This window comes from Streptomyces sp. RLB3-17, assembly GCF_007113425.2.
Lineage (GTDB): Bacteria > Actinomycetota > Actinomycetes > Streptomycetales > Streptomycetaceae > Streptomyces > Streptomyces mirabilis_D.
Genome location: NZ_CP041610.2, coordinates 5,056,434 through 5,075,612, shown reverse-complemented (window position 1 = coordinate 5,075,612; position 19,179 = coordinate 5,056,434). Strand labels below are relative to the sequence as shown.

Annotated in this window: 23 protein-coding genes and 2 pseudogenes; 11 read left to right on the top strand and 14 right to left on the bottom strand. The window is 69.4% G+C overall.

Annotated elements, in window-relative coordinates; genetic code table 11:
• Position 1: 1 nt before the first annotated feature.
• Positions 2–640 (bottom strand): TetR family transcriptional regulator, encoded by a 639-nt coding sequence (locus FNV62_RS23030; RefSeq protein ID WP_143601912.1) that lies wholly within the window; start codon positions 638–640, stop codon positions 2–4.
• Between the two features lie 201 nt (positions 641–841).
• On the opposite strand from FNV62_RS23030, the gene FNV62_RS23025 reads away from it, so the two are divergent.
• From FNV62_RS23025 to FNV62_RS23015, 4 genes and pseudogenes are all read left to right on the top strand, one after another.
• Complete coding sequence (locus tag FNV62_RS23025; protein WP_143601911.1) at positions 842–1,900, top strand: aldo/keto reductase; 1,059 nt, start codon at positions 842–844, stop codon at positions 1,898–1,900.
• Positions 1,901–1,945: 45 nt separating this feature from the next.
• Positions 1,946–2,107, top strand: a pseudogene (locus tag FNV62_RS55770) (transcriptional regulator); the annotation flags it as partial.
• Positions 2,104–2,229, top strand: coding sequence for a DUF397 domain-containing protein (locus FNV62_RS23020; protein WP_143601910.1), 126 nt, complete (start codon positions 2,104–2,106; stop codon positions 2,227–2,229). The pseudogene FNV62_RS55770 and the gene FNV62_RS23020, both read left to right, overlap by 4 nt.
• 2 nt (positions 2,230–2,231) lie before the next feature.
• The gene (locus tag FNV62_RS23015; protein ID WP_097285076.1) at positions 2,232–3,242 is read left to right on the top strand and encodes a helix-turn-helix domain-containing protein; all 1,011 of its coding nucleotides are present in this window, start codon (positions 2,232–2,234) and stop codon (positions 3,240–3,242) included.
• Positions 3,243–3,455: 213 nt separating this feature from the next.
• On the opposite strand, the gene FNV62_RS23010 is transcribed toward FNV62_RS23015, so the two are convergent.
• From FNV62_RS23010 to FNV62_RS22985, 6 genes are all read right to left on the bottom strand, one after another.
• Positions 3,456–4,628 carry a serine hydrolase domain-containing protein gene (locus FNV62_RS23010; protein ID WP_143601909.1) on the bottom strand — a complete coding sequence of 391 codons (1,173 nt, stop codon included), beginning with the start codon at positions 4,626–4,628 and terminating at the stop codon, positions 3,456–3,458.
• Between the two features lie 67 nt (positions 4,629–4,695).
• On the bottom strand, positions 4,696–5,157 hold the full coding sequence (locus FNV62_RS23005) for an organic hydroperoxide resistance protein (RefSeq protein ID WP_054233059.1): 462 nt from the start codon (positions 5,155–5,157) through the stop codon (positions 4,696–4,698).
• A 135-nt stretch (positions 5,158–5,292) separates the two neighbouring features.
• Entirely contained in the window at positions 5,293–5,772 is a 480-nt protein-coding gene (locus FNV62_RS23000) for a MarR family winged helix-turn-helix transcriptional regulator (protein WP_097285075.1), read from the bottom strand.
• 10 nt (positions 5,773–5,782) lie between these two features.
• Positions 5,783–6,544 (bottom strand): energy-coupling factor ABC transporter ATP-binding protein, encoded by a 762-nt coding sequence (locus FNV62_RS22995; RefSeq protein WP_079089439.1) that lies wholly within the window; start codon positions 6,542–6,544, stop codon positions 5,783–5,785.
• A complete protein-coding gene (cbiQ, locus tag FNV62_RS22990; protein ID WP_097285074.1) occupies positions 6,532–7,293 on the bottom strand; it encodes a cobalt ECF transporter T component CbiQ in 762 nt (253 codons plus the stop codon). The genes FNV62_RS22995 and cbiQ overlap by 13 nt, the downstream gene beginning before the upstream one ends.
• 1 nt (position 7,294) lies before the next feature.
• A complete protein-coding gene (locus FNV62_RS22985) occupies positions 7,295–8,338 on the bottom strand; it encodes an energy-coupling factor ABC transporter permease (protein WP_097285073.1) in 1,044 nt (347 codons plus the stop codon).
• Between the two features lie 204 nt (positions 8,339–8,542).
• On the opposite strand from FNV62_RS22985, the gene FNV62_RS22980 reads away from it, so the two are divergent.
• Positions 8,543–8,899 (top strand): SsgA family sporulation/cell division regulator, encoded by a 357-nt coding sequence (locus FNV62_RS22980; protein ID WP_097285072.1) that lies wholly within the window; start codon positions 8,543–8,545, stop codon positions 8,897–8,899.
• Positions 8,900–9,010: 111 nt separating this feature from the next.
• Here FNV62_RS22980 and FNV62_RS22975 read toward each other — a convergent pair.
• Positions 9,011–9,133: pseudogene (locus FNV62_RS22975) on the bottom strand (EamA family transporter); the annotation flags it as partial.
• A 26-nt stretch (positions 9,134–9,159) separates the two neighbouring features.
• Between FNV62_RS22975 and FNV62_RS22970 the strand changes: the two are divergent.
• From FNV62_RS22970 to FNV62_RS22955, 4 genes are all read left to right on the top strand, one after another.
• Positions 9,160–10,608 carry a recombinase family protein gene (locus FNV62_RS22970; protein WP_144315616.1) on the top strand — a complete coding sequence of 483 codons (1,449 nt, stop codon included), beginning with the start codon at positions 9,160–9,162 and terminating at the stop codon, positions 10,606–10,608.
• Positions 10,609–10,751: 143 nt separating this feature from the next.
• The gene (locus FNV62_RS22965; protein ID WP_144315615.1) at positions 10,752–11,231 is read left to right on the top strand and encodes a hypothetical protein; all 480 of its coding nucleotides are present in this window, start codon (positions 10,752–10,754) and stop codon (positions 11,229–11,231) included.
• 97 nt (positions 11,232–11,328) lie between these two features.
• The gene (locus tag FNV62_RS22960; protein WP_144315614.1) at positions 11,329–12,315 is read left to right on the top strand and encodes a hypothetical protein; all 987 of its coding nucleotides are present in this window, start codon (positions 11,329–11,331) and stop codon (positions 12,313–12,315) included.
• 77 nt (positions 12,316–12,392) lie between these two features.
• Complete coding sequence (locus FNV62_RS22955; protein WP_225900338.1) at positions 12,393–12,566, top strand: hypothetical protein; 174 nt, start codon at positions 12,393–12,395, stop codon at positions 12,564–12,566.
• A gap of 150 nt (positions 12,567–12,716) precedes the next feature.
• Here the strand turns inward: FNV62_RS22955 and FNV62_RS22950 are convergent, their stop codons facing one another.
• The 4 genes from FNV62_RS22950 to FNV62_RS22935 all read right to left on the bottom strand — a co-directional run bounded on the left by FNV62_RS22950 (position 12,717) and on the right by FNV62_RS22935 (position 16,216).
• Positions 12,717–14,066 (bottom strand): replication initiator, encoded by a 1,350-nt coding sequence (locus FNV62_RS22950; protein ID WP_144315612.1) that lies wholly within the window; start codon positions 14,064–14,066, stop codon positions 12,717–12,719.
• 307 nt (positions 14,067–14,373) lie between these two features.
• Positions 14,374–14,571, bottom strand: coding sequence for a hypothetical protein (locus FNV62_RS22945; RefSeq protein WP_143608071.1), 198 nt, complete (start codon positions 14,569–14,571; stop codon positions 14,374–14,376).
• Positions 14,568–15,869 (bottom strand): FtsK/SpoIIIE domain-containing protein, encoded by a 1,302-nt coding sequence (locus FNV62_RS22940; protein WP_144315611.1) that lies wholly within the window; start codon positions 15,867–15,869, stop codon positions 14,568–14,570. Before FNV62_RS22940 ends, FNV62_RS22945 begins: the two co-directional genes overlap by 4 nt.
• Positions 15,869–16,216, bottom strand: coding sequence for a hypothetical protein (locus tag FNV62_RS22935; protein ID WP_144315610.1), 348 nt, complete (start codon positions 16,214–16,216; stop codon positions 15,869–15,871). The genes FNV62_RS22940 and FNV62_RS22935 overlap by 1 nt, the downstream gene beginning before the upstream one ends.
• 163 nt (positions 16,217–16,379) lie before the next feature.
• On the opposite strand from FNV62_RS22935, the gene FNV62_RS22930 reads away from it, so the two are divergent.
• Positions 16,380–17,159, top strand: a complete 780-nt coding sequence (locus FNV62_RS22930; RefSeq protein ID WP_144315609.1) for a GntR family transcriptional regulator — start codon at positions 16,380–16,382, stop codon at positions 17,157–17,159.
• Between the two features lie 33 nt (positions 17,160–17,192).
• Entirely contained in the window at positions 17,193–17,420 is a 228-nt protein-coding gene (locus tag FNV62_RS22925) for a hypothetical protein (protein WP_144315608.1), read from the top strand.
• Between the two features lie 395 nt (positions 17,421–17,815).
• Here the strand turns inward: FNV62_RS22925 and FNV62_RS22920 are convergent, their stop codons facing one another.
• On the bottom strand, positions 17,816–18,115 hold the full coding sequence (locus FNV62_RS22920; RefSeq protein ID WP_144315607.1) for a hypothetical protein: 300 nt from the start codon (positions 18,113–18,115) through the stop codon (positions 17,816–17,818).
• Positions 18,116–18,438: 323 nt separating this feature from the next.
• On the bottom strand, positions 18,439–18,882 hold the full coding sequence (locus FNV62_RS22915; protein WP_318658471.1) for an ATP-binding protein: 444 nt from the start codon (positions 18,880–18,882) through the stop codon (positions 18,439–18,441).
• Positions 18,883–19,179 lie beyond the last annotated feature (297 nt).

The following is a 19,179-nucleotide window of genomic DNA, read 5'->3' as shown; positions in this document are numbered from 1 at the left end:
TCTAGCGCGTACCGGTGTGCACGGTGGCGAGGGCGTCGGCGTACAGGCCCAGGATGTCGGCGTCGCCCTCCGCCCGGACCCATTCGTGGATCGCGGCGTCCGAGCAGCCGAGGGCGGCGGTGACGAGGGCGCGGGCACGGGCGTCCGGGGGGCCGACGTCGTCACCGCCGCCGAGGCGGGCGCGTACGTCGGGGATCAGGAGTTCCTGCCAGAGGAACTGCTTCTCGATGTGGCGTGCGCGCAGGGACGGGGTGTGGGTGAGCATCGCGCTGGCGCGCAGGCTGCGCTCGGGGTCGTCGACGAAGCTGTCGAGGAGGACGGCGGCCGCGTGCGCGAGGGCCTCCCAGGCGGACTCGTCGGCCGGGCGGGCCCGCAGGGCGTCACGGACCCGCTCACCGGCGGTCGCGAAGCTCGCGAGGACCACGTCCTCCTTGGTCGGGAAGTGCCGGAAGAAGCTGCTGCGGGAGACGCCGGCCCTCTCTGCGATCTGGTCGGCGGTGGTCTCGTCGAATCCGTGGGCGAGGAACAACTCCATGGCCGCGAGGGTGATTTCGGCGCGGACGGCTGCGCGCTGGCGTTCGCGGAGGGAGAGCTTGGGGGTTGTCCTCGGAGTTGTGGGGTTCGCCCGGTTCGCCTGCATGCGGTCAGGCTAGCGGAACGCGATTCAATCTGGGACTCAGTGTCATATTGGCAATCAGTCCCGTGTAGGGTCTTGGTGTCACATGCGGCGCACACCCGTACCTCTGCTCTGTGCCCTCTGCTCCTTGCTCGCTGCTCCCTGCTCCCTGCTCCCTGCTCCCTGCTCCCTGCTCTCTGCCCTCTGATCGAAGGAAGGCTCCCCATGCAGTACAGGACTCTCGGCCGTACCGGCGTACAGGTCAGCTCGCTCGCCCTCGGGACGATGAACTTCGGCTCGTTCGGGAGCACCACCGAGGCGGAGACCACCGCCATGGTGCGGCGCGCCCTGGACGCGGGCGTCAACCTCATCGACACGGCCGACGCCTACTCCGGTGGTGTCTCGGAGGAACTCGTCGGCCGGGCGCTCAAGGGTGTGGACCGGGACGAGGTGGTCCTGGCCACCAAGTTCCGCCTGCCGTTGGGGGACATCAGCAGGCTGGGCGAGATGAAGGGTCCCGCCGTCATGAACAGGCAGGGCGGTTCGCGCCGTTGGATCGTGAAGGCCGTCGAGGACAGCCTGCGCCGCCTGGACACCGACCGCATCGACCTCTACCAGATGCACCGCCCGGACCCGACCACGGACATCGAGGAGTCGCTGTCGGCGCTGACGGACCTTCAGCGCGCGGGGAAGATCCTCTACATCGGTACGTCGACGTTCTCCGCCGCCGAGATGGTCGAGGCGCAGTGGGTGTCCGAGCGGCGCCGACTCGCGCGGTTCGTGACCGAGCAGCCGCCGTACTCGATCCTCGTACGCGGCATCGAGGCCGATGTGCTGCCAACGGCACGGAAGTACGGCATGGGGGTGCTGACCTGGAGTCCGCTGGCGAGCGGGTTCCTGTCGGGCAAGTACCGGCCCGGGGGTGCGGTGGAGCAGTCGTACCGGGACCGGCTGGCGGCCGGGCGCCCGATGCCGCCCGCCACGGCCGACGACGCCCGCAAGCGCGAAGCCGCCGAGCAGCTCTACACCCTCGCCGAGGAGAACGGCATGTCCCTCGTCGAGATGTCCCTCGCCTTCGTGACCGGCCACCCGGCGGTCACCAGCGCGCTGATCGGCCCGCGCACCACGGAGCAGCTGGACGCGCAGTTGGCCTGCGGCGACCGGGTGCTGTCCGGCGAACTCCTCGATCGCATCGATGAGATCGTCGCCCCCGGCCGCACGATCAGGCCGGCCGACGCCCACGCGGTCAACCCGGCGCTTGAGCCGGCCAGTCGCCGCCGCTGAGCCGACTGCCCGGCCACCGCCCGAGCCGGACGGAGGCCGCAGGTCGGGCGTGCGGAACGGCGCTCCGACGGAGCGTTCAACAGCCGTCCGGTTTCGGACCTGAGGCAGCTCCGGGTCCTCGAATCGCGGTATGGCATCATCCGAGCTCAGGCTCTCTCGCCACGGGAGTCGCAAGCCTTCACTGAGCAAGCGCTGGGGGAACTATGAGCACTCCGGAACTCCACTGGTTCAAGAGCAGCCACAGCAGCAGTGCGGGTGACGACTGCGTCGAGACGGCCGCTGCCCCCGCCAGCTGGAGGCGGTTCGTGGCGCACGTGTCCGTCCGCTGATCGTGTTGCACGAGTCGGTCTTCAAAACCGCGGACCTGCCGGTCGGTGACCGGTTCGAGGCGTGGACGCAGCGCATGGGCCGTACGCACGCGCCCATGCAGCTGGCCAGCGACCGTGCGGCGGACTACCGCGCGCACCAGCGCATGATCGGGCTGGGCGAGGTCACGGTCTGGCCGGCGACCTTCGACCATCTGGTCTTCCGCCGGACGCCGAAGCTGATCCGCCAGTCCGATCCCGAGGTGTACCACCTCTCCCTCCTGCTGCGGGGAGAGGGAGCGGCGGCCTGGGGCCGACAGCAGGCCGCGTACCGGGTCAACGACATCCACACGAACTGTTCCTCGCGGTCGTACGAGATACACACCGGCGCCGAGCCGGTCAGCCTCGTGGGAGTCGAGATCCCGCGGTCGCTGGTGGCGCTGCCCGCGAACCGGGCCGACCTGGTGATCGGCAGCCGGATCTCGGGCCAAGAGGGAGTCGGCGCGCTCCTGGGGCAGTTCCTCGTCCAGCTGGCCTCGGACACCGGCTCCTACCAGCCGTCGGACGGACCCCGGCTGGGAACGGTCCTCGCCGACCTGGTCACGGCCGTCTTCGCGGGCGCCCTGGACGCCGAGGCCCTGCTGCCGCCGGAGACCCGCGGCCGGACGCTGACCCTGCGCATCAAGGCGTTCATCCGCCGGAATCTGGGCGACCAGGAGCTGACCCCCGCCCGGATCGCCGCCGCGCACCACATCTCGCGCAGCCATCTGTACCGCCTCTTCCAGGCCGAGGGCCTCACCGTGGCCTCCTACATCCGAGACCAGCGGCTGGAGAACGCCCGTCGCGACCTCGCCGACCCGGTGCTGCGCGCGATGCCGGTCCATGCCGTCGCCGCCCGCTGGGGTTTCCCCCGCGCCGCCGAGTTCACCCGGGCCTTCCGCGCCGCCCATGGCGTCCCGCCGAGTGAACTCCGGAGGCAGGCGGTGGCGGAGGAGCGTGCGGTACGTCCGGAAGGCCGTGGACCCTGCGCCAAGTAGGTGGCGACGGTGTGCCAACGACAGGCGGGCGGTCGGCCGCGCATTCTGGTGATCGCCGCGCGGCGAGGGACGGGCGGACCGGAAGGGGCGGGCCAGGATCGCGGGGGTGTCCTGGCACGGCCCCGGCCGGATCGACCACGACGCGGCCCCGGCCCGGTCGGCTCCGACACGTACCCGGCCCGGTCGGCCAGGACATGCACCCGGCCCGGTCGGCTACGACGACAGCGCCGACCGCAGCGCCCGTACCAGCGCCTGCGCCCGTGGATCCGCCGTCACCGTCTTGCGGAAGCCGTTCGTGATGTAGCCGAAGGCGATGCCCGACTCGGGGTCCGCGAAGCCCAGTGGTCCGCCGCGGCCGGGGTGGCCGAACGAGGCCGGGCCCAGCAGCGGGGAGGCCGTGCCGTGGAGCATGTAGCCGAGGCCGAAACGCGTGGTGATGACCAGGGTGCGGTCCGGTCCCGCGGACGCCTCGGCGCGGGCCAGGTCGACCGTGGCCGGGGTGAACAGCCGGGTGCCGTCCGGCTCGCCGATCAGCGCGGCGTAGAAACGGGCGAGACCGTCGGCCGTGGCGATGCCGTTGGAGGCGGGGAGGGCCGCGGCGCGATAGGCGGGGTCGTTGTCGTCGGGGGGCGGGGTGATCGCGGCGAAGGCGCGGACGGTCGTCGAGTCCGGGTCGTTGTAGGCCTCGGCCACCGACCGCTTCGGGCGGGTGCGCAGAGCGCTCGACGGCTCGGGCGCATCGACTCGGCCCGCGCGGCCCACCCGGTGGGCCTCGGCCCCCGGCAGCCCGACCCAGAGGTCCAGGCCGAGCGGGGCGGCGATCTCCGTCGCGACGAACTCGCCCACGCCCCGGCCGCCGGTGACCCGGCGGACCAGTTCGGAGAGCATCCAGCCGAAGGTGTGGGGGTGGTAGCCGTGGTCCGTGCCCGGCTCCCAGAGGGGGGTCTGCGCGGCGATCGACTCGGCCGTACGGTCCGGGTCCGCCGCCTCGGCCGGGGTCAGCGGCGCGTCGACCACGGGCACGCCCGCCTGGTGCGACAGCACATGCCGGACCAGGAGGTGTTCCTTGCCCCGAGCCTTGAACTCGGGCCAGTACTTCCCGACCGGTGCGTCCAGGTCCAGCTCGCCGCGCTCGTGCAGCATCAGGAGTACGGCGGCCCCGACACCCTTCGTCGCCGAATGCATGACGTGGGCCGTGTCGTGCTCCCAGGGCGCCGAATCCGCCGTACCGTCCACGTCCCGCGTGCCGCCCCACAGGTCGACGACCTTGCGCCCGTGCCGGTACACGGAGACCGCAGCACCCCGTTCCCCGAGCGTCTCGAAGTTGCGTGCGAACGCCTCCCTGACCGGCTCGAAGCCCTCGGCCACCTCGCCGTTCACGTTCACGTCCGTACTCCCTGTCGCCCGGCCACTCCCAACAGTGGATGCAACACACACGCGGAAGGCTCGATTCCTAGCCGAGCAGGATCGTGACCTCGATGTTGTTCCGCGTCGCGTTCGAGTACGGGCAGACCTCGTGCGCCGCGTCCACGAGCTTGGTCGCGACGTCCTGGTCGAGGACGGGCAGCGAGACGCTCAGGGCGACCGCGAGGCCGTAGCCGCGCTGCTTGTTGGGTCCGATGCCGACCTTCGCGGCGACGGTGGAGCCGGTCAGGTCCAGTCCGGCGCGGCGGCCCACCAGCACCAGCGCGTTGTGGAAGCAGGCGCTGTACCCGGCCGCGAAGAGCTGCTCGGGGTTGGTGCCGTTGCCGTCACCGCCGAGCGCGGGCGGCATCGCGACCTTCAGCTCGATCTGGCCGTCCTGGCTGGTGACATAGCCGTCCCGGCCGCCGTGCGCGGTGGCCTCGGCGACGTACATGATTTTCGTCGGACGAGTGTCGACAGCGGTGTCGCCGACAGCGGTGCCATCGATCATGGCGGGACCTCCCCCAGGACGGAAAACACAGAAGTGTGCAAGTACATCGTGCACAAGGTACCGGCCGGTATGGAAGGTGTGCTCAGCAGGGGGCAGAAACCGCCGGTAACCCCCGCTCCTCCCTGGACGGGCAGGTCAGCGCCCGCGCCCCGCCGCACCCTCCGCGCGCTCGGCCAGCCCCCACAGCTCCTGCCGCATCCTGGCCACCTCGTCCTCGGTGAGCCCGGTCGACGCCAGCAGCGCCCGCGGCACGCCCGCCGCGCGCTCCCGCAGCGCCTCGCCGCGCCCGGTGACGGCCACCAGCACCGACCGCTCGTCGCGCGGCGAGCGTTCACGGCGGACCAGACCGGCCGACTCCAGACGCTTGAGCAGCGGCGACACCGTGCCGTAGTCCAGCCGCAGCGCGCCCGCCAGCTCCTTGACCGTGGTCTCGCCGCGCTCCCAGAGGAACAGCAGGACGAGGTACTGCGGGTAGGTGAGGCCGAGCTCCTCCAGCAGCGGGCGGTACGCGGCGGTCACCGCGCGCTGGGCCGCGTACAGCGCGAAGCACAGCTGGTCGTCGAGGAACAGCGACCCGGCCGATCCGAAGTCCTCTTGGTCCCCTTGTTTCGTCACGCGCCCATTGTCACGGAGTACGCACAGCTGTCGAGCGCGGATCGAAACCGAAGGGCAGCTCCAGACGGTGGGTGCGCATCAGCTCGTCGTCGGAGAGCAGCTCGCCGGTCTTCCCGTCCGCCGCGATCACGCCGTCGCTCAGGATCAGCGCCCGGGGGCACAGTTCGAGGGCGTACGGCAGGTCGTGCGTGACCATGAGGACGGTCACGTCCAACGACCGCAGGATGTCGGCGAGTTCGCGGCGTGAAGCCGGGTCGAGGTTGGAGGACGGCTCGTCGAGGACGAGGATCTCCGGCTCCATGGCGAGGACGGTCGCGACGGCCACCCGGCGTCGCTGCCCGAACGACAGATGGTGCGGGGGGCGGTCGGCGAAGTCCGCCATGCCGACCCGCTCCAGCGCCGTGCGGACGCGTTCCTCCAGCTCGGCGCCCTTCAGGCCCGCCGCGGCCGGCCCGAAGGCCACGTCCTCGCGCACGGTCGGCATGAAGAGCTGGTCGTCCGGGTCCTGGAAGACGATGCCGACCTTGCGCCGGATCTCCGCCATGTGCCGCTTGCCGACCGGGAGTCCGGCCACCGTCACGGTTCCGGCGCCGCCGGTCAGGATGCCGTTGAGATGGAGGACGAGGGTGGTCTTGCCGGCACCGTTCGGGCCGAGCAGCGCGACACGCTCGCCACGTCCGACGGTGAAGTCGACGCCGAAGAGGGCCTGGTGGCCGTCGGGGTAGGCGAAGGCCAGTCCGGCCACTTCCAGAGAGGGGGTCACAGGGTCCATCCCAGCAGGCAGACGACAAGGGCGGCGAACGGGAGGGCGAGGGCGTACGACCACTGCGCCCGGGACGCGGTCACCTCGTCGATGACCGGCATCGAACCGGCGTACCCCCGGCTCACCATGGCGAGATGGACGCGCTCCCCGCGCTCGTAGGAGCGGATGAACAGCGCGCCCGCCGACTTCGCGAGGACGCCCCAGTGCCGTACACCCCGGGCCTCGAAGCCCCGCGACTCGCGCGCGATCCGCATCCGTCGCATCTCGTCCGTGATGACATCGCCGTAGCGGATCATGAAGGAGGCGATCTGCACGAGGAGCGGGGGCAGCTTCAACCGCTGGAGCCCCAGCAGCAGTTCGCGCAGTTCGGTCGTCGAGGCGAGGAGCACGGAGGCGGCGACGCCGAGGGTGCCCTTGGCGAGGACGTTCCAGGCGCCCCACAGACCGTTCACGCTGAGCGACAGACCGAGGACGTCCACCCGCTCGCCCTGCGCCACGAACGGCATGAGCACGGCGAAGGCGACGAACGGGATCTCGATCAGCAGCCGCTTGAGCAGGAAGCCGGCCGGCACGCGGGCCTTGTACGCCACCGTCGCCAGGAGCGCGGCGTACAGCGCGAAGGCCCACATCGCCTCGCGCGGGGTGGAGACGACCACGACGACGAAGGCGAACGTCGCGGCGAGTTTGGTGTGCGGGGGCAGGGCGTGCACGGGGGAGTGCCCGTGCCGGTAGAGCCGGTGTGCGTGACCCGCGCCCACCTCAGGCCACCTGCGAGGGCGAGACGTCGGCGGTGCGGCGCCTGCGCACCGCCCAGAAGATCCCCGTGCCCGCGACGACGGTGACGCCGACGCCGATCACGCCCGCGAGGCCGCCGGAGATCCGTGCGTCGGAGATGTCCTTGACGCCGTACCCGGCGAGCGGGGAGTCCTCGGTGTGGTGCTTCTTGGTGTTCTGGTCGATGCCCTGGTCCTTGGCGACCTTCTCCAGGCCGTCGGGGCTCGCGGAGGCGTAGAAGCTGACGAAGCCCGCGAGGACGAGGGAGGTGACGAGGCCGACCGCCCACACCTTGCGGCGGGAGGTCCGGGCGGCCACGGGGACGGCGGCGGGCGCGGGTGCGTCGACCAGGTCGCCGCCGACGCGCAGCTTCAGCCGCTGCTGCAGACCGCGCGCCCCGTACACGAGGTCCGGTCGTACGGCGATGACCGCGCCGACCGTGAGAGCGGTGATGGTGGCCTCGCCGATGCCGATGAGGACGTGCACGCCGATCATCGCGGTGGCGACCTTGGTGATCGGGACGTCGGTGGTGCCGCCGAGGGCGTAGATGAGGGTGAAGGCGACGGCGGCCGCCGGGACGGAGAGGAGCGCGGAGACGAAGGCCGCCACGGTGATGGAGCGCTTCTTGCGCGGCAGGACCTTCACCAGGCCCCGGAAGACGGCGTACGAGACGACCGTCGTGACGATCGCCATGTCGGTGATGTTCACGCCGAGTGCGGTCAGGCCGCCGTCGGCGAAGAGGATGCCCTGCATCAGCAGGACCACGGAGACACAGAGGACCCCGGTGAAGGGGCCGACGAGTATCGCCGCGAGCGCGCCGCCGAGCAGATGTCCGCTGGTCCCGGCGGCGACCGGGAAGTTCAGCATCTGTACGGCGAAGATGAAGGCGGCGACCAGGCCGGCGAGCGGCGCGGTCTTCTCGTCGAGTTCGCGGCGGGCGCCCCGCAGGCTCACGGCGATGGCGCCGGCGGCGACCACTCCGGTGACCGCGGAGACCGGGGCGTTGATGAATCCGTCAGGCACATGCACCGTTCGATGATAGTGCCTTGTTGCGAATGGTTTGCAAGAGCGAGATGCCCATGAATAGCGGCGAGGCGGTGATGCATGGCGAGGGCCGATCAGGGAACCCGAGGGGTATGGGAGTCCGTGGGCGAAATCTCCGAAATGTGCGACATTGGAGAGGTGACGGATTCATATATTCCACACAGGTAACGCAGCGCAAGGAGTCGGTTCATGTCTGCCGTCGAACAGTACGCACGGGCCCACATCGTCACCGACACGGCAGACACCGCCGAGGACGAACACCAGGTCGTCCCGGTGGCCCTCAGCTACGACCCCGATGCTGATCCCCGCCAGGTCCACATGACGCTGCCCGGCCCCCACGAGTGGGCCTTCCCCCGGGAGCTCCTCGAACGAGGCCTGCGCGGTCCGGTCGAGTCCGGCGACGTACGCGTGTGGCCGTGCGGCCGGGTGCAGGCGGTCGTGGAGTTCCACTCCGCGCAAGGGGTGTCGGTGGTGCAGTTCGACTCGAAGGTTCTGATCCGCTTCCTGCGCCGTACGTACACAGCGGTGACCCCGGTGGCCCACTGACGGCCGACCCACGCCGCGTGCGGCATCGCTCCGCGCGCGGCCTCACCGTGTGCCGCGGTATCAGCCCGTACCCGGCATCACTCCGTGTACGGCGTCAGCTCGCGTACGGCATCAGCCCGCGTGCAGCATTAGACCGATCCCCACCACCAGCAGCCCCGCCGCCGCGATGCGGGGCGCCCCGAACCGCTCCTTGAAGAACACCGCCCCGATCGCCGCGCCGACGATGATCGATGTCATACCCGGCTCATACAGTATTTGTCATGAGCCGATCCAAGTTAGCCAAGACCGCGATCACCCCAGGCGAGCCCGCAGCGATCTACTGCCGGATCTCCCACACCAAGGACGAGGATCAGACCGGAGTCGATCGGCAGGAACGCATCTGCCGGGAGATCGCCGAACGGCTTCAGCTCCGTGTCGAGGCGGCCCACATCTACGTGGACAACAACCGTTCGGCGTGGCAGCGCAACCGCAAGCGGCCCGGATGGGAAGAGATGCTCAGGGCGATGGGGGAAGGAGAGATCCGGCACGTCATCGTCTACCACCCCGACCGCCTCATGCGGCAGCCCAAGGACCTCGAAGAGCTTCTCTCGATAGCCGACGACAAGCGCGTACTCCTGCACGGCGAGGCGAACCGACGCGACCTGTCGGACCCCGACGACCGGTTCATCCTCCGTATCGAGGTGGCCCACGCCTGCCGCTCCTCCGACGACTCGTCACGACGGCTGAAGGACGCCCTGAAGGACAAGGCCCGCGAGGGCAAGCCGCATGTGGGCAATCGTCCCTACGGCTACACCGGCAACGGTCAGGCGATCATCGAGAAAGAGGCGGAGATCGTCCGCGAGGTCTTCCGTCGGTATCTGGACGGTGAGTCACCCTTGGGCATTGCCCAGGACCTGACCGCGCGGGGAGTGACCACGTCCAAGGGCAAGACGTGGCAGCCGGAGAACGTCCGACATCTGCTGTCGTCCAACTTCGTGGCGGGTGTTCGGATCCACCAGGGCGAGGAAGTGGGAACCGGGACGTGGCCCGCCATCATTGATCGCGGCCAGTGGGACGAGGTTCAGCGGTTCAGGGAGTACCGGGCCGCGCAATCCAGGGACAAGCAGAAGCGCCCGACCCGGTACTACGTGCTGCGCGGAGTGGTGACATGCGCGTGCGGAGCGCGCATGGGTGGCACGAACACCGTCCGGTACGCCAACTACCGATGCACTCGCGCCGACGACGTTGATCAGCAGAAGTGCAATCGATCCGTGTCGGCAGTGCCTCTCGAAACCTTCGCACGGGACGTCGCAATCAAGGTCCTGACCAAGCTGGACACCTCCGGCTATGAGCCCGCCGCGACCACGCGCCCCGAGGCCGATGTTCTCGCGGACGAGAAGGACCGAGCGAAGCTGGAAGAGCTGAAACAGCTGTGGCTCACGGATGACGACTTCACGACGGCCGAGTTCCACGCCATGCGCGCCGTCGTTCTCAAGCGGATGAAGGAGCGCCAGCGGAAGACGGTGAAGAGGCCGATCGCCGTCCTGGAGGGGCTTGCTGGTCCGGAGGCCGAAGCCAACTGGAAGAAGCTGGAGGAAGACGAGGACTACGAGCGCATGAACGCGATCTACCGCTTCCTGTTCGCGGCCGTAGTCGTACTCCCACCGACGAGGAAGGGCAGGGGGTTCGACACCGACCGGGTGGACATCAAGCCGAACCCGCTGGACTAGCCAGAGAGGGCAGGAGTGGTGAGCTGTACAGCTCACTGAGGCTGGCCGCACTCCTCTTAACGCCCTCCTACCGCTGCCAGCAATCTTTGGATGCGTCTTCAGGGGTAGCCTTGCTGGATCAACGATATCGGGGGCGTGAAGGCATGTCGTTCGATCAGGAGTGGGCGGACCTGAAGGCGAAGTCCGCGATGCGGCTGGACAGCGTGCCCATGGATCCCGGCGGATCGTCGCCCGATGGCGCGGACCTGATCCTCAGGTATGACGACATGGGGAAGATCGGGCATGCCGCGTTCCTGCTGCATCAGCACTTGTCGAGCGCCGGCAAGCATGCGCAGTCACACACCGAGGCCGCCGCGAAGAGCCTGGAGAACGACGGGTTCGACATGGGCGCCGCACTGGCCAAGGCCGAAGAGGGCTGGCAGGGGCAGCTTCAGGTGCTGGTCGACGCCTGCGCTCAGATCTCCAACCATCTCGACTACTCGGTGAAGTCGTCGAAGCAGGACGACCACGGCATTGCCGCGCAGATACAGGTCTCCAAGATCTCCGAATACCTCGACGTGCCGCCGCCCACCTCCGACTCCGACGCGCCCCACGTCCCGAAGGCGGACGGTCCCATCATGTGACGTCTGGTCAGTGTGTGCGGGGCGGAGGGATTCCGAAGCGGACCGAGAACCCTCCGGAAAACGCCGGCGGCGACGCCGGGACCAACAGGGGGAGCCGGTGCCGACCTTCGAAGAACTTTTCCACGTAAATCTCTCACCGCTGCAGTCGGCGGCCGACGACTGGGCCGCCATGGCGGTCCTGCTGAACAAAGTCGCCAAAGAGGCCGGGAGTATGCGCAGCCTGGCCCAGGGCACCGAGTGGAAGGGTGAGAACGCCTCCGTCACCAAACCGTTCGTCGTCCGGGTGTCGGGCGAGTTCACCGACGCGGTCACCGAAGCGGAGAGCGTCGGGAACCTGCTGAGTTCCGCGCACGACAAGATCAAGGCGGCCAGGGACGACCTGAAGGTTCTCTGCGAGAATCCGCCCGTAGGCATCACGATCCATGCCGACGGCACGCTGAGCCGTAGCGTCCAGCCCCAGCGCATGTCGCACGGGGATCCCGAGTCCGTGGTGACCCAGGACGACTTCGACGCCCTGCAACGCCGCATCGATGCGATCATCGCCCGCGCAGCGGAAGCGGACTCGACCTGTTCCTGGGGCCTGTGGCAACTCACCAAGGACAAGCACGAGTTCGGCAGCACGTACTACGGCTCCCTCAAGGACGCGAGCACCGACGCCCGACAGGCGCAGCAGACGAAGACGGATTCGGTGGAGTACACGCCGCCCGCGAAGTGGGGCAGCGGCACCATCAAGCCCATTGCCGAGTTCCTCAGTTACCGCTCCTGGATGGGTGGTGGCGAGGCGGCACTGCACGGAGACCTCAACGGCGCGATACAGGGCGCAATCGGCGGTGCCCCCTCTGCGGCCGGCGGCGAGGCCAGCAAGCACCTCGCCAAGGGCGCGCTCCTGAGCGACGTAACCGGGAAACATCATCGCCCCACGTTCATCAATACGATCGGCAAGTTCGGGGAGAAGATATTTGGCGTGCCGGTCGCCGTGGTCGCGACGGGGGTCGACTTCTACTACACGCCCGAGGCACCCAAGGGGCCGGGCGACACCCATGTGGACGCCCCAGGGGAACCGGGAAAGGTGAGGTACCAATGACGCACTCCGCTGGACCGCCCACGCGCGGGCGCAGCCGCCCGGACCTGCGGCACTGGCTGAGACCCCAAAGTTCACGGATGGTCGTCTTCGGCATCTGCATGGCCGTCGGCGGGCTCGCCGGTGGGGTGCGCTCTGCGTTGGACGGGAAGGGGATCTGGACGATCCTCGGCACCTTCGCCCTGGGGATTTTCGGCTTGCTCATTGTTGTGAGCTTCTTCGTCAACTACGAGGACCGGCGAGGCCGCCGCTGAGCTCCTTGGAATCAATCATCTTCTAGGAATCCCTCCGTGCAGGGCCGAGGAGCCGCGCGAGACGCGTAGCGCTTTTCGGCCCTATGCGTGTGGGGAACTTGGCCGCCTGGCGCTCGACCGCCCGAGCCCACTGCTCGCTGTGGTGTCTCGTCACCGGGGCACCTCACGCTCTTCACGGGCGATCTCACGGTTCGCGGCGATGTCTTCGGCTACTCCAGCGGCCAGGAGTGCGGCGCCGGGGGTGTGGCCGGAGCCGACGTAGCGCCAGTGCCCATCCGTGGCCGTGCCGGGCATGGTGTCGAGACCGACGTGTTCGGCGCGGTCAGCGCGAAGGGCCGCGTAGGTCGTCGAGTAGGCACGGGATTTGGTGAGGATGTGGCCCCGGTAGCCGAGGGTGTGGACCCAGGCCCGGAGGTTCAGGGGTGCATGTTCGGGCAGACCGCCGAGGCGCCAGCAGGTGCGCATGAGCGCCCGCACGTGGTCGGTGACAGGGACTGCGTCGATGTCTTCCCAGGCCGTGAGCCTGTGGTCGGTGCCGGCGCCTGTCTCCTGCGCTCCTTTGGTGACGTACTTGGCGACGTACGCGGCCACGGCATCGTCGTCCGGTCCCACTCCGTCGGCACGGAGGGGGCGAGCGTCGATCTGTGCGCCCCAGCGGAGATCGAGTTCGCCGACGGCGGGACTGTAGGGAGTGCGGACCAGGACCCGCCGGGCAGATACGTGCACGGCATCAGCGAGCCGGTCTGCGCTGCCCCACGCCGGGGATTCGTCGTGCGGTCCGGCCGGGCCGTCGAGGCGTACGACACCGTGGAGGTGCACGGCCGCCCGTTTCTGGTACTCCGCAACGCGGGTGAAAGACAGCCGGGCGTGCGACGAGAAGTGTGACTGTATGAGGCCGACCGCCGTAGCGAGTTGGCGCCGGACGCCGATGACGAAGCGGTCCCAGAGCTTGCCAGCGTGCGCGTGCCAGAGGACGTGCGCCGGGTAGTCGTAGCAGTCGGCGCAGAGGGGTTGGCCGACGAAGGCATCGTTCGTGTCATGGATGGCGCCGCAGCCGAGGGGCCGACCGTGCTCGCACCGCCCGCGGTCGCGACGAGGGCGGCAGCGCTCCCCGGCGCGATGCACGGGCCCGAACGATGGGGCGGTGAGGGTGATGAAGAGCCGGGGTCGGTCGCGGACCGTGGCGGGGACGTTCTTGCCGCCGAGGAGTCCGGCGCGGACGAGGTGGTAGGTGTCGCCCGCGTGGAGTCGGGAGCAGGGGGCGCAGACGGTCGCGCGTCTGTTGCGGCAGCGGACGAGGAGGCGTTCGCCGGGTTCGGTGCGGGTGTCGTAGTGGTGGAGGATCTCGCCGCTTGCCGGGTCGTGTGTGGTCGTTGAGCCCGACAGGTGCACGGGGTGCGCACAGCCGCCTGTGGCCGTGATCTGTTCCAGCCAGCGTGTGAACTGGGGATTTTGGGCGATGCGTATTGCGTCTCGGTCTGTTTCGGGGAGCTGACGCAGGCGCGCCGCGCGGTCGAGGGCGGCGCGCCTGTCAGCCGGGGTGAATCCGGGTGTGATGGTGGTGACCTTCCGGGGTGGGCCGCCGCAGCGGCACGGGTGATGGTTGGTGGCGCGCTGTCGGTCATGGGGATCGCTCCCTTGCGTGGTCGGGCGTGGTGTTGGGCGGGTGGGTCAGCGGATGGTTCCGGTGCCGCGGCAGACGCGGCAGCGGCGGAGTCGTCCGGTCCAGGTTTTGCGGGCTCCGTCGCCCTTGCAGTGGGGGCACCTCACGCGGGACATGGGCATGGCGTTTGTCCTTCCTGCCGGTCTAGAAGTGGGAGAAGCCGCTCAGTACCCAGGTCAGGAGGCCGTTGATGGTCAGGCTGACGGGGGTCTGGCCGAGGTACATGCCGAAGAGGGCGATGCAGATCGCTTCCCAGGCGCGTACGTCGCGGGACCGGATGAGGAGGAAGGTGATGATCCCGAAGACCACCACGAGGGACACGGCGGTACCTGTGCTGATCACTTGTCGTCTCCTTCGAGCGCTGCGAGGGCACGGTCTATGGCGGGCAGTTCGGGGGTGAGATCCGCGTGCTTGCGGGCCGTTGCCGAGGCCTCTTCGGTCGAGGTGAGGTGGGAGCGGGCGCGGCTCCAGCCGCCCTCGGGCCCGGTGCAGACTGCGACGCCCTTCTCGTCCGGGGTGATCGACTGGGCGACGACGACGGCGTCCTTGTTGAGGTCCCCGAGGGTCATCTCTGCCGTGCCGGGGTCGTTGACCCGGTGGCAGATCCGGCCGCCGAGCTGCGCCCGCAGGGCGGTGACGCCGGGGCCGAGGTCGGAGCCGACGCGTTGGCCGGCGACGACGAGGTGCATGCCGAGTGCGGCACCGAGCTGGGCCATGCGGAGCAGGAGGGTGGAGCACTGTTCGGCTTCTGCCTTGCTCTCGCGTCGGCCGTCGGAGAGGTAGAGCTCCGCGATCTCGTCGACGATCACGACGACCGGTATGGGCCGCAGCTTGTCGGGGAGCTCCCAGATGGAGCGGACTCCGGCCGTGCGGCAGGCATGCATGCGCTCTTGCATGTCGTCGACGAGTGCGGCCAGGACTGCGACCGCTTCACGGCGGCATGTCGTCAGTGCGCTGAGCCGGTCGGCGAAGAGGCCGAGTTCCATGCCGCCCTTGCAGTCGATGCCGACCAGGGCGACGGGTTGCGGGGCGAGTTGGGTGATCAGTCGGGCGAGGAGAGTGGACTTGCCGGAGCGGGTGGCGCCGGCGATGAGCCAGTGCGGCACGAGCCGCAGGTCCATGACCCACGCGCCCCCGCTCTCCAGCACGCCGATGAGCGCGGACAGCAGCGCGGCAGGCGCGGAGGCTAAGCCGGGCCGAGCCAGCGGATCACTCGCAGTTGCGGTCAGCAGCACGAGACCCCGTTCCGGCGAGGTGACCCGCACCGCGTGGACCTTCCACGCGTGCACGAGCGCGTCCGCCGCTTTCATGTAGGTCGCGGGGGTCTGGCCCGCATGCAGGCGCACGGTCGCCGTCAGTCCCATGCGGTTGGCCCGCGGGAAGGAGAGCCGGGGAACAACCGGTCGCAGCGGGTCGCCTTTGACGACCAGGTCCCCGAGGAGCCCGCGGGGTGCACGGGTGGATACGGCGAGGTCGTTGAGCATCGCGACCTTGCGCCAGGTGAACATCACCCGGCAGGCGGTGGCCGGGTAGCCGGCGAGGTACCAGTGCCAGGCCGGACGGTGTCGGCGCAGCAGGTCACCGACGACGAGCACCCACGCCAGCAGGGCGAGCCCGAAGGCAAGTGCGATCGGTCCCATCACGCACCCCCGGTCTTGCTCGGCGCGGGAGTGCTGGGCACGGGGGTGATGGCGTCGGCGCGGAAGCTGATTCCGTGCCGGTCGCCCATGGCCCAGGCGAACGCGGTGAGTCCGGTGACCTTGAGGATCTGGCCTTCCTCGATGCCCTTCGGCTCACCGGCGACGGCGATCTCGATGACGGAGATGCGCCGGCCGTCCTGCCGCACCGTGACGGCGACGGTGTAGATCGTGTTGCCGTCCCGGTCCTTCTTCACCTCCTGTGTCTCGAAGTTGCTGATCTTTGCTTCGGGTGTGATGGCGCACCGCAGTACGCCCAGTCGTGCCGTGTCCACGGGAATGGACTGCATTGCGTGGCCTCCTTGGCCAGTCGGGACGTCTGACATATTCGGACGTCACTTGTCCTTACGAGTGATGACTATGCGGGTCTGTACGGCGAGGAAGCAACTACTTATGCTGACGAGTGATGTCGCGCGTGCGACGTGCCTACGACTTCGACCCGAAGGTGCCGAGATGACGGAGATCCAACGCCCCGGAGCCCTCTACCAGCAGGTCGCCGCCGCGATCCGGGAAGCGATCCTGAAGGGCGAGTTCGCCCCCGGCGCTCCGCTGCCCTCGGAGGCCCAGCTGATCGAGCGCTACAAGGTCTCGCGCCCCACCGTCCGCAACGCCGTAGCAGCCCTGCGAGCGGAAGGCCTGATCGAGGTGCGGCACGGCAAGGGCAGCTTCGTACGCTCCGACGGACAGCCCTCCGTCACCCTCGACCGCCGCGTGAGCCGCACGGCGGAGGGGCGATTCGTGATGCCCAACGGCGCCGTCTGGGCCGAGGCCGAGGAGCCGACCCCGTACCGCTCGCACACGACGACGGCCACCGGCCAGCTCCTCGAACTCGGTGAGGAGGAAGCCCTCTTCGGCTGTGACCGGCTGCTCACCGATCCTGCCAGCGGCACGCGGGCGATGCACCGGACGTTGATCCCGTTCGAGGTGGCCGAGGAGATCCCGTTGCTTGCCGAGGCCCCGGACCAGCGCCCCGCGTCGGTCTACTGGCTTCTCACCCAGGCCGGACACAAGCTGTGGTGGTCGGAGACGGTCCGCGCCCGCATGCCACTCCCGGACGAGCGGACCGCCCTCCAGCTCCCGGACGCAACGCCGATCCTGCACCTGTCCCGCGTCACGCACGGCACCAGTGGCCGTCCGCTGATTCTTGAAGAGCTCCGCGTCGGGGCGGACCGTGCCGAAGTCGCCTACCGGATCACCGCCGACAAGGAGCCCGTGCGGCGCACCAGCGCATGAACGCCGGCGCACCCCGTGCTGCATGCTCAGGACATGAGCGCATTCAGAAGCGATCTGGACCTTGAGGTCTACGACGTGACGGGCAACGGGGTACAGGTCGACGTCGCAACCAACGCCCTGAACGGCACAGTCCGGCTGGCGGTGCTCTTTACCCAAGAGATTCTCTTGTCGGCCGATGACGCCGAGCGAGTTGCCCAATCGCTGCTGCGCGCCGCGGCCCACGCTCGCCGCTTCGAGCCGAAGACGGACCGAGAACCGTAGATCGGTCGAATACGTCTTCACTTCCTCAAGGGCGCGCCTGCGGCGCGCCGGGCCGCCCGGCCGCCCCGGCCGGGCGTGCGGCGTGGCCGCCGGTCCCGTCCGGTCGCCGGGCGCCCCCGACCGCAGCACACCCAACGAGTCGAGGCGTCGACCGGACGGCATGGGTCGGGGCCCGCGGGGCTGGGGGTCGCCGGCCGCAGAGACTTTAGACAGCTCCCATGGGGCGAGCCTCGAAGAACAGGGGGCCGATCGGGCTATTGCGGGCAGCTCCAAGGACTGCCCGATCCGCTGGCGAGCGTAAGGCCCCCTGTTCACTCGCCCCATGGCAGCTACCGTCCAAAGTCTCTGCGGCCGGCGACGTGCCCACGCGCGCCACTCCCCGGCGAAAACGCCCCTCACGCCGCACCGCCGTCGTCGCCCGAGGTGACCGCCTCCAGGAGCACGGCGAGCCGCTCCACTGCGTCCGGCCAGCCCGCCATGCGTATGACCCCGCGCCCGCCCTCGTTCGTCGAGGCCACAGCCCGCACCTCGGACAACTCGAACCCCGCACCGAGCAGCGCCCGGTTCAGCCGGTCCGCAGCCTCCCGCGCACCGCGCCAGGCCGCCACGTAGTCGACACTGGGAACCCACAGACCGCAGCCTGCACCCGCGATGTCGAGAGCATCGCCCATCCAGTCCTCACCCGAGCCAGCCACCTTGCCCACCTCTGCCCTGATCTAGGTAATGGTTCGTCAACTTCGTTTGGTCAGGGCCGATATGCAGCACGACGGCCCCGGTACCATCAGGCACCGGGGACCGTCGCGTCCCCTCCCGGACCACCCCGGTAGCTGCCAGGCGCGGGGGTGGTCCGGTCTCGGTATGAGGTTGTGAAGCGCGGCCCCTCGCTCGGGAGGGGAGCCCCCGGGATGGTCCGAGGAGCCGCGCCCCTTGTGGCCGGAGTGGTCAGACTCCGGCCAGCGTCCGGGCCGCCTTCCACTCCCGATCGCGTGGGAGCAGACAGGGGAGACAGCCCGGAGATCTACGTCGTGCCGTCGAGGTCGAAGCGGCACCACACGGTCTTGCCGCCCGGCCCCTTCGGCGACCACCACACCGCGTCAGCCAGCCGCTGAACGATCAGCAGCCCGCGCCCACGGTCCGGCAACAGCGCCTCGGCGAAGTCGCCCGCCAGCTCCGGCGAAACGAACTCACCCACCGGTAGGTCGGGCGGGGTCGAGTCCTCATCGGCAACACCGATGAACAGCCACCCGGGCCACGCCTTCACGAGCACGTCGATCTTCCGTGCGGCACCAGGCCGCGCCAGGCAGTCGTCCGGCACCGCGTGGTGCACGACGTTACCGACCAGCTCCGAGACAACGAGCCGGGCATCGTCGACCATGTCGCCGAATCCCCAGTCCTGGAGGCAGCCGCTCACCATGTTGCGCGCGGCGTACACGGTGCTTGTGGACTCGTCGAAGATCGTCATCGCCCGGAAGTGACCCGACGAGGGGTCTTGCGCCGCTTCACGCTGCGAGACCACCCGAGGGGTGTTCGCTCTGCGTGTGCTCTGCCGAGCATCCATTGCGTCCCCTGCCGACATCGACGGGCTCTGTCGCCCGTCGCTCCGTGCCGAACAGTGAACGGCGCGAGCCGCGCAATCGGGAGCGTTCATTAGGGGGTTCACATGAACACCCACAAAGGCAAGGGGGGTTCGTAAGTGAACCCCCCTGGGTTCACGAGCTGTGACACGATGGACGCTCGTCGCCATTCTCGGGTTGGCAGG

What these genes read in the sequence shown, in the direction of transcription:
- FNV62_RS22935 (WP_144315610.1), bottom strand. Translation starts at nt 16,216, where the DNA reads ATGCAGTCCATTCCCGTGGACACGGCACGACTGGGCGTACTGCGGTGC.
- FNV62_RS22970 (WP_144315616.1), top strand. Translation starts at nt 9,160, where the DNA reads ATGAGCCGATCCAAGTTAGCCAAGACCGCGATCACCCCAGGCGAGCCC.
- FNV62_RS22955 (WP_225900338.1), top strand. Translation starts at nt 12,393, where the DNA reads ATGGTCGTCTTCGGCATCTGCATGGCCGTCGGCGGGCTCGCCGGTGGG.
- FNV62_RS22995 (WP_079089439.1), bottom strand. Translation starts at nt 6,544, where the DNA reads ATGGACCCTGTGACCCCCTCTCTGGAAGTGGCCGGACTGGCCTTCGCC.
- FNV62_RS23020 (WP_143601910.1), top strand. Translation starts at nt 2,104, where the DNA reads ATGAGCACTCCGGAACTCCACTGGTTCAAGAGCAGCCACAGCAGCAGT.
- FNV62_RS22925 (WP_144315608.1), top strand. Translation starts at nt 17,193, where the DNA reads ATGAGCGCATTCAGAAGCGATCTGGACCTTGAGGTCTACGACGTGACG.
- FNV62_RS22930 (WP_144315609.1), top strand. Translation starts at nt 16,380, where the DNA reads ATGACGGAGATCCAACGCCCCGGAGCCCTCTACCAGCAGGTCGCCGCC.
- FNV62_RS23005 (WP_054233059.1), bottom strand. Translation starts at nt 5,157, where the DNA reads ATGATCGATGGCACCGCTGTCGGCGACACCGCTGTCGACACTCGTCCG.
- FNV62_RS23025 (WP_143601911.1), top strand. Translation starts at nt 842, where the DNA reads ATGCAGTACAGGACTCTCGGCCGTACCGGCGTACAGGTCAGCTCGCTC.
- FNV62_RS22940 (WP_144315611.1), bottom strand. Translation starts at nt 15,869, where the DNA reads ATGGGACCGATCGCACTTGCCTTCGGGCTCGCCCTGCTGGCGTGGGTG.
- FNV62_RS23030 (WP_143601912.1), bottom strand. Translation starts at nt 640, where the DNA reads ATGCAGGCGAACCGGGCGAACCCCACAACTCCGAGGACAACCCCCAAG.
- FNV62_RS22980 (WP_097285072.1), top strand. Translation starts at nt 8,543, where the DNA reads ATGTCTGCCGTCGAACAGTACGCACGGGCCCACATCGTCACCGACACG.
- FNV62_RS22915 (WP_318658471.1), bottom strand. Translation starts at nt 18,882, where the DNA reads ATGACGATCTTCGACGAGTCCACAAGCACCGTGTACGCCGCGCGCAAC.
- FNV62_RS22965 (WP_144315615.1), top strand. Translation starts at nt 10,752, where the DNA reads ATGTCGTTCGATCAGGAGTGGGCGGACCTGAAGGCGAAGTCCGCGATG.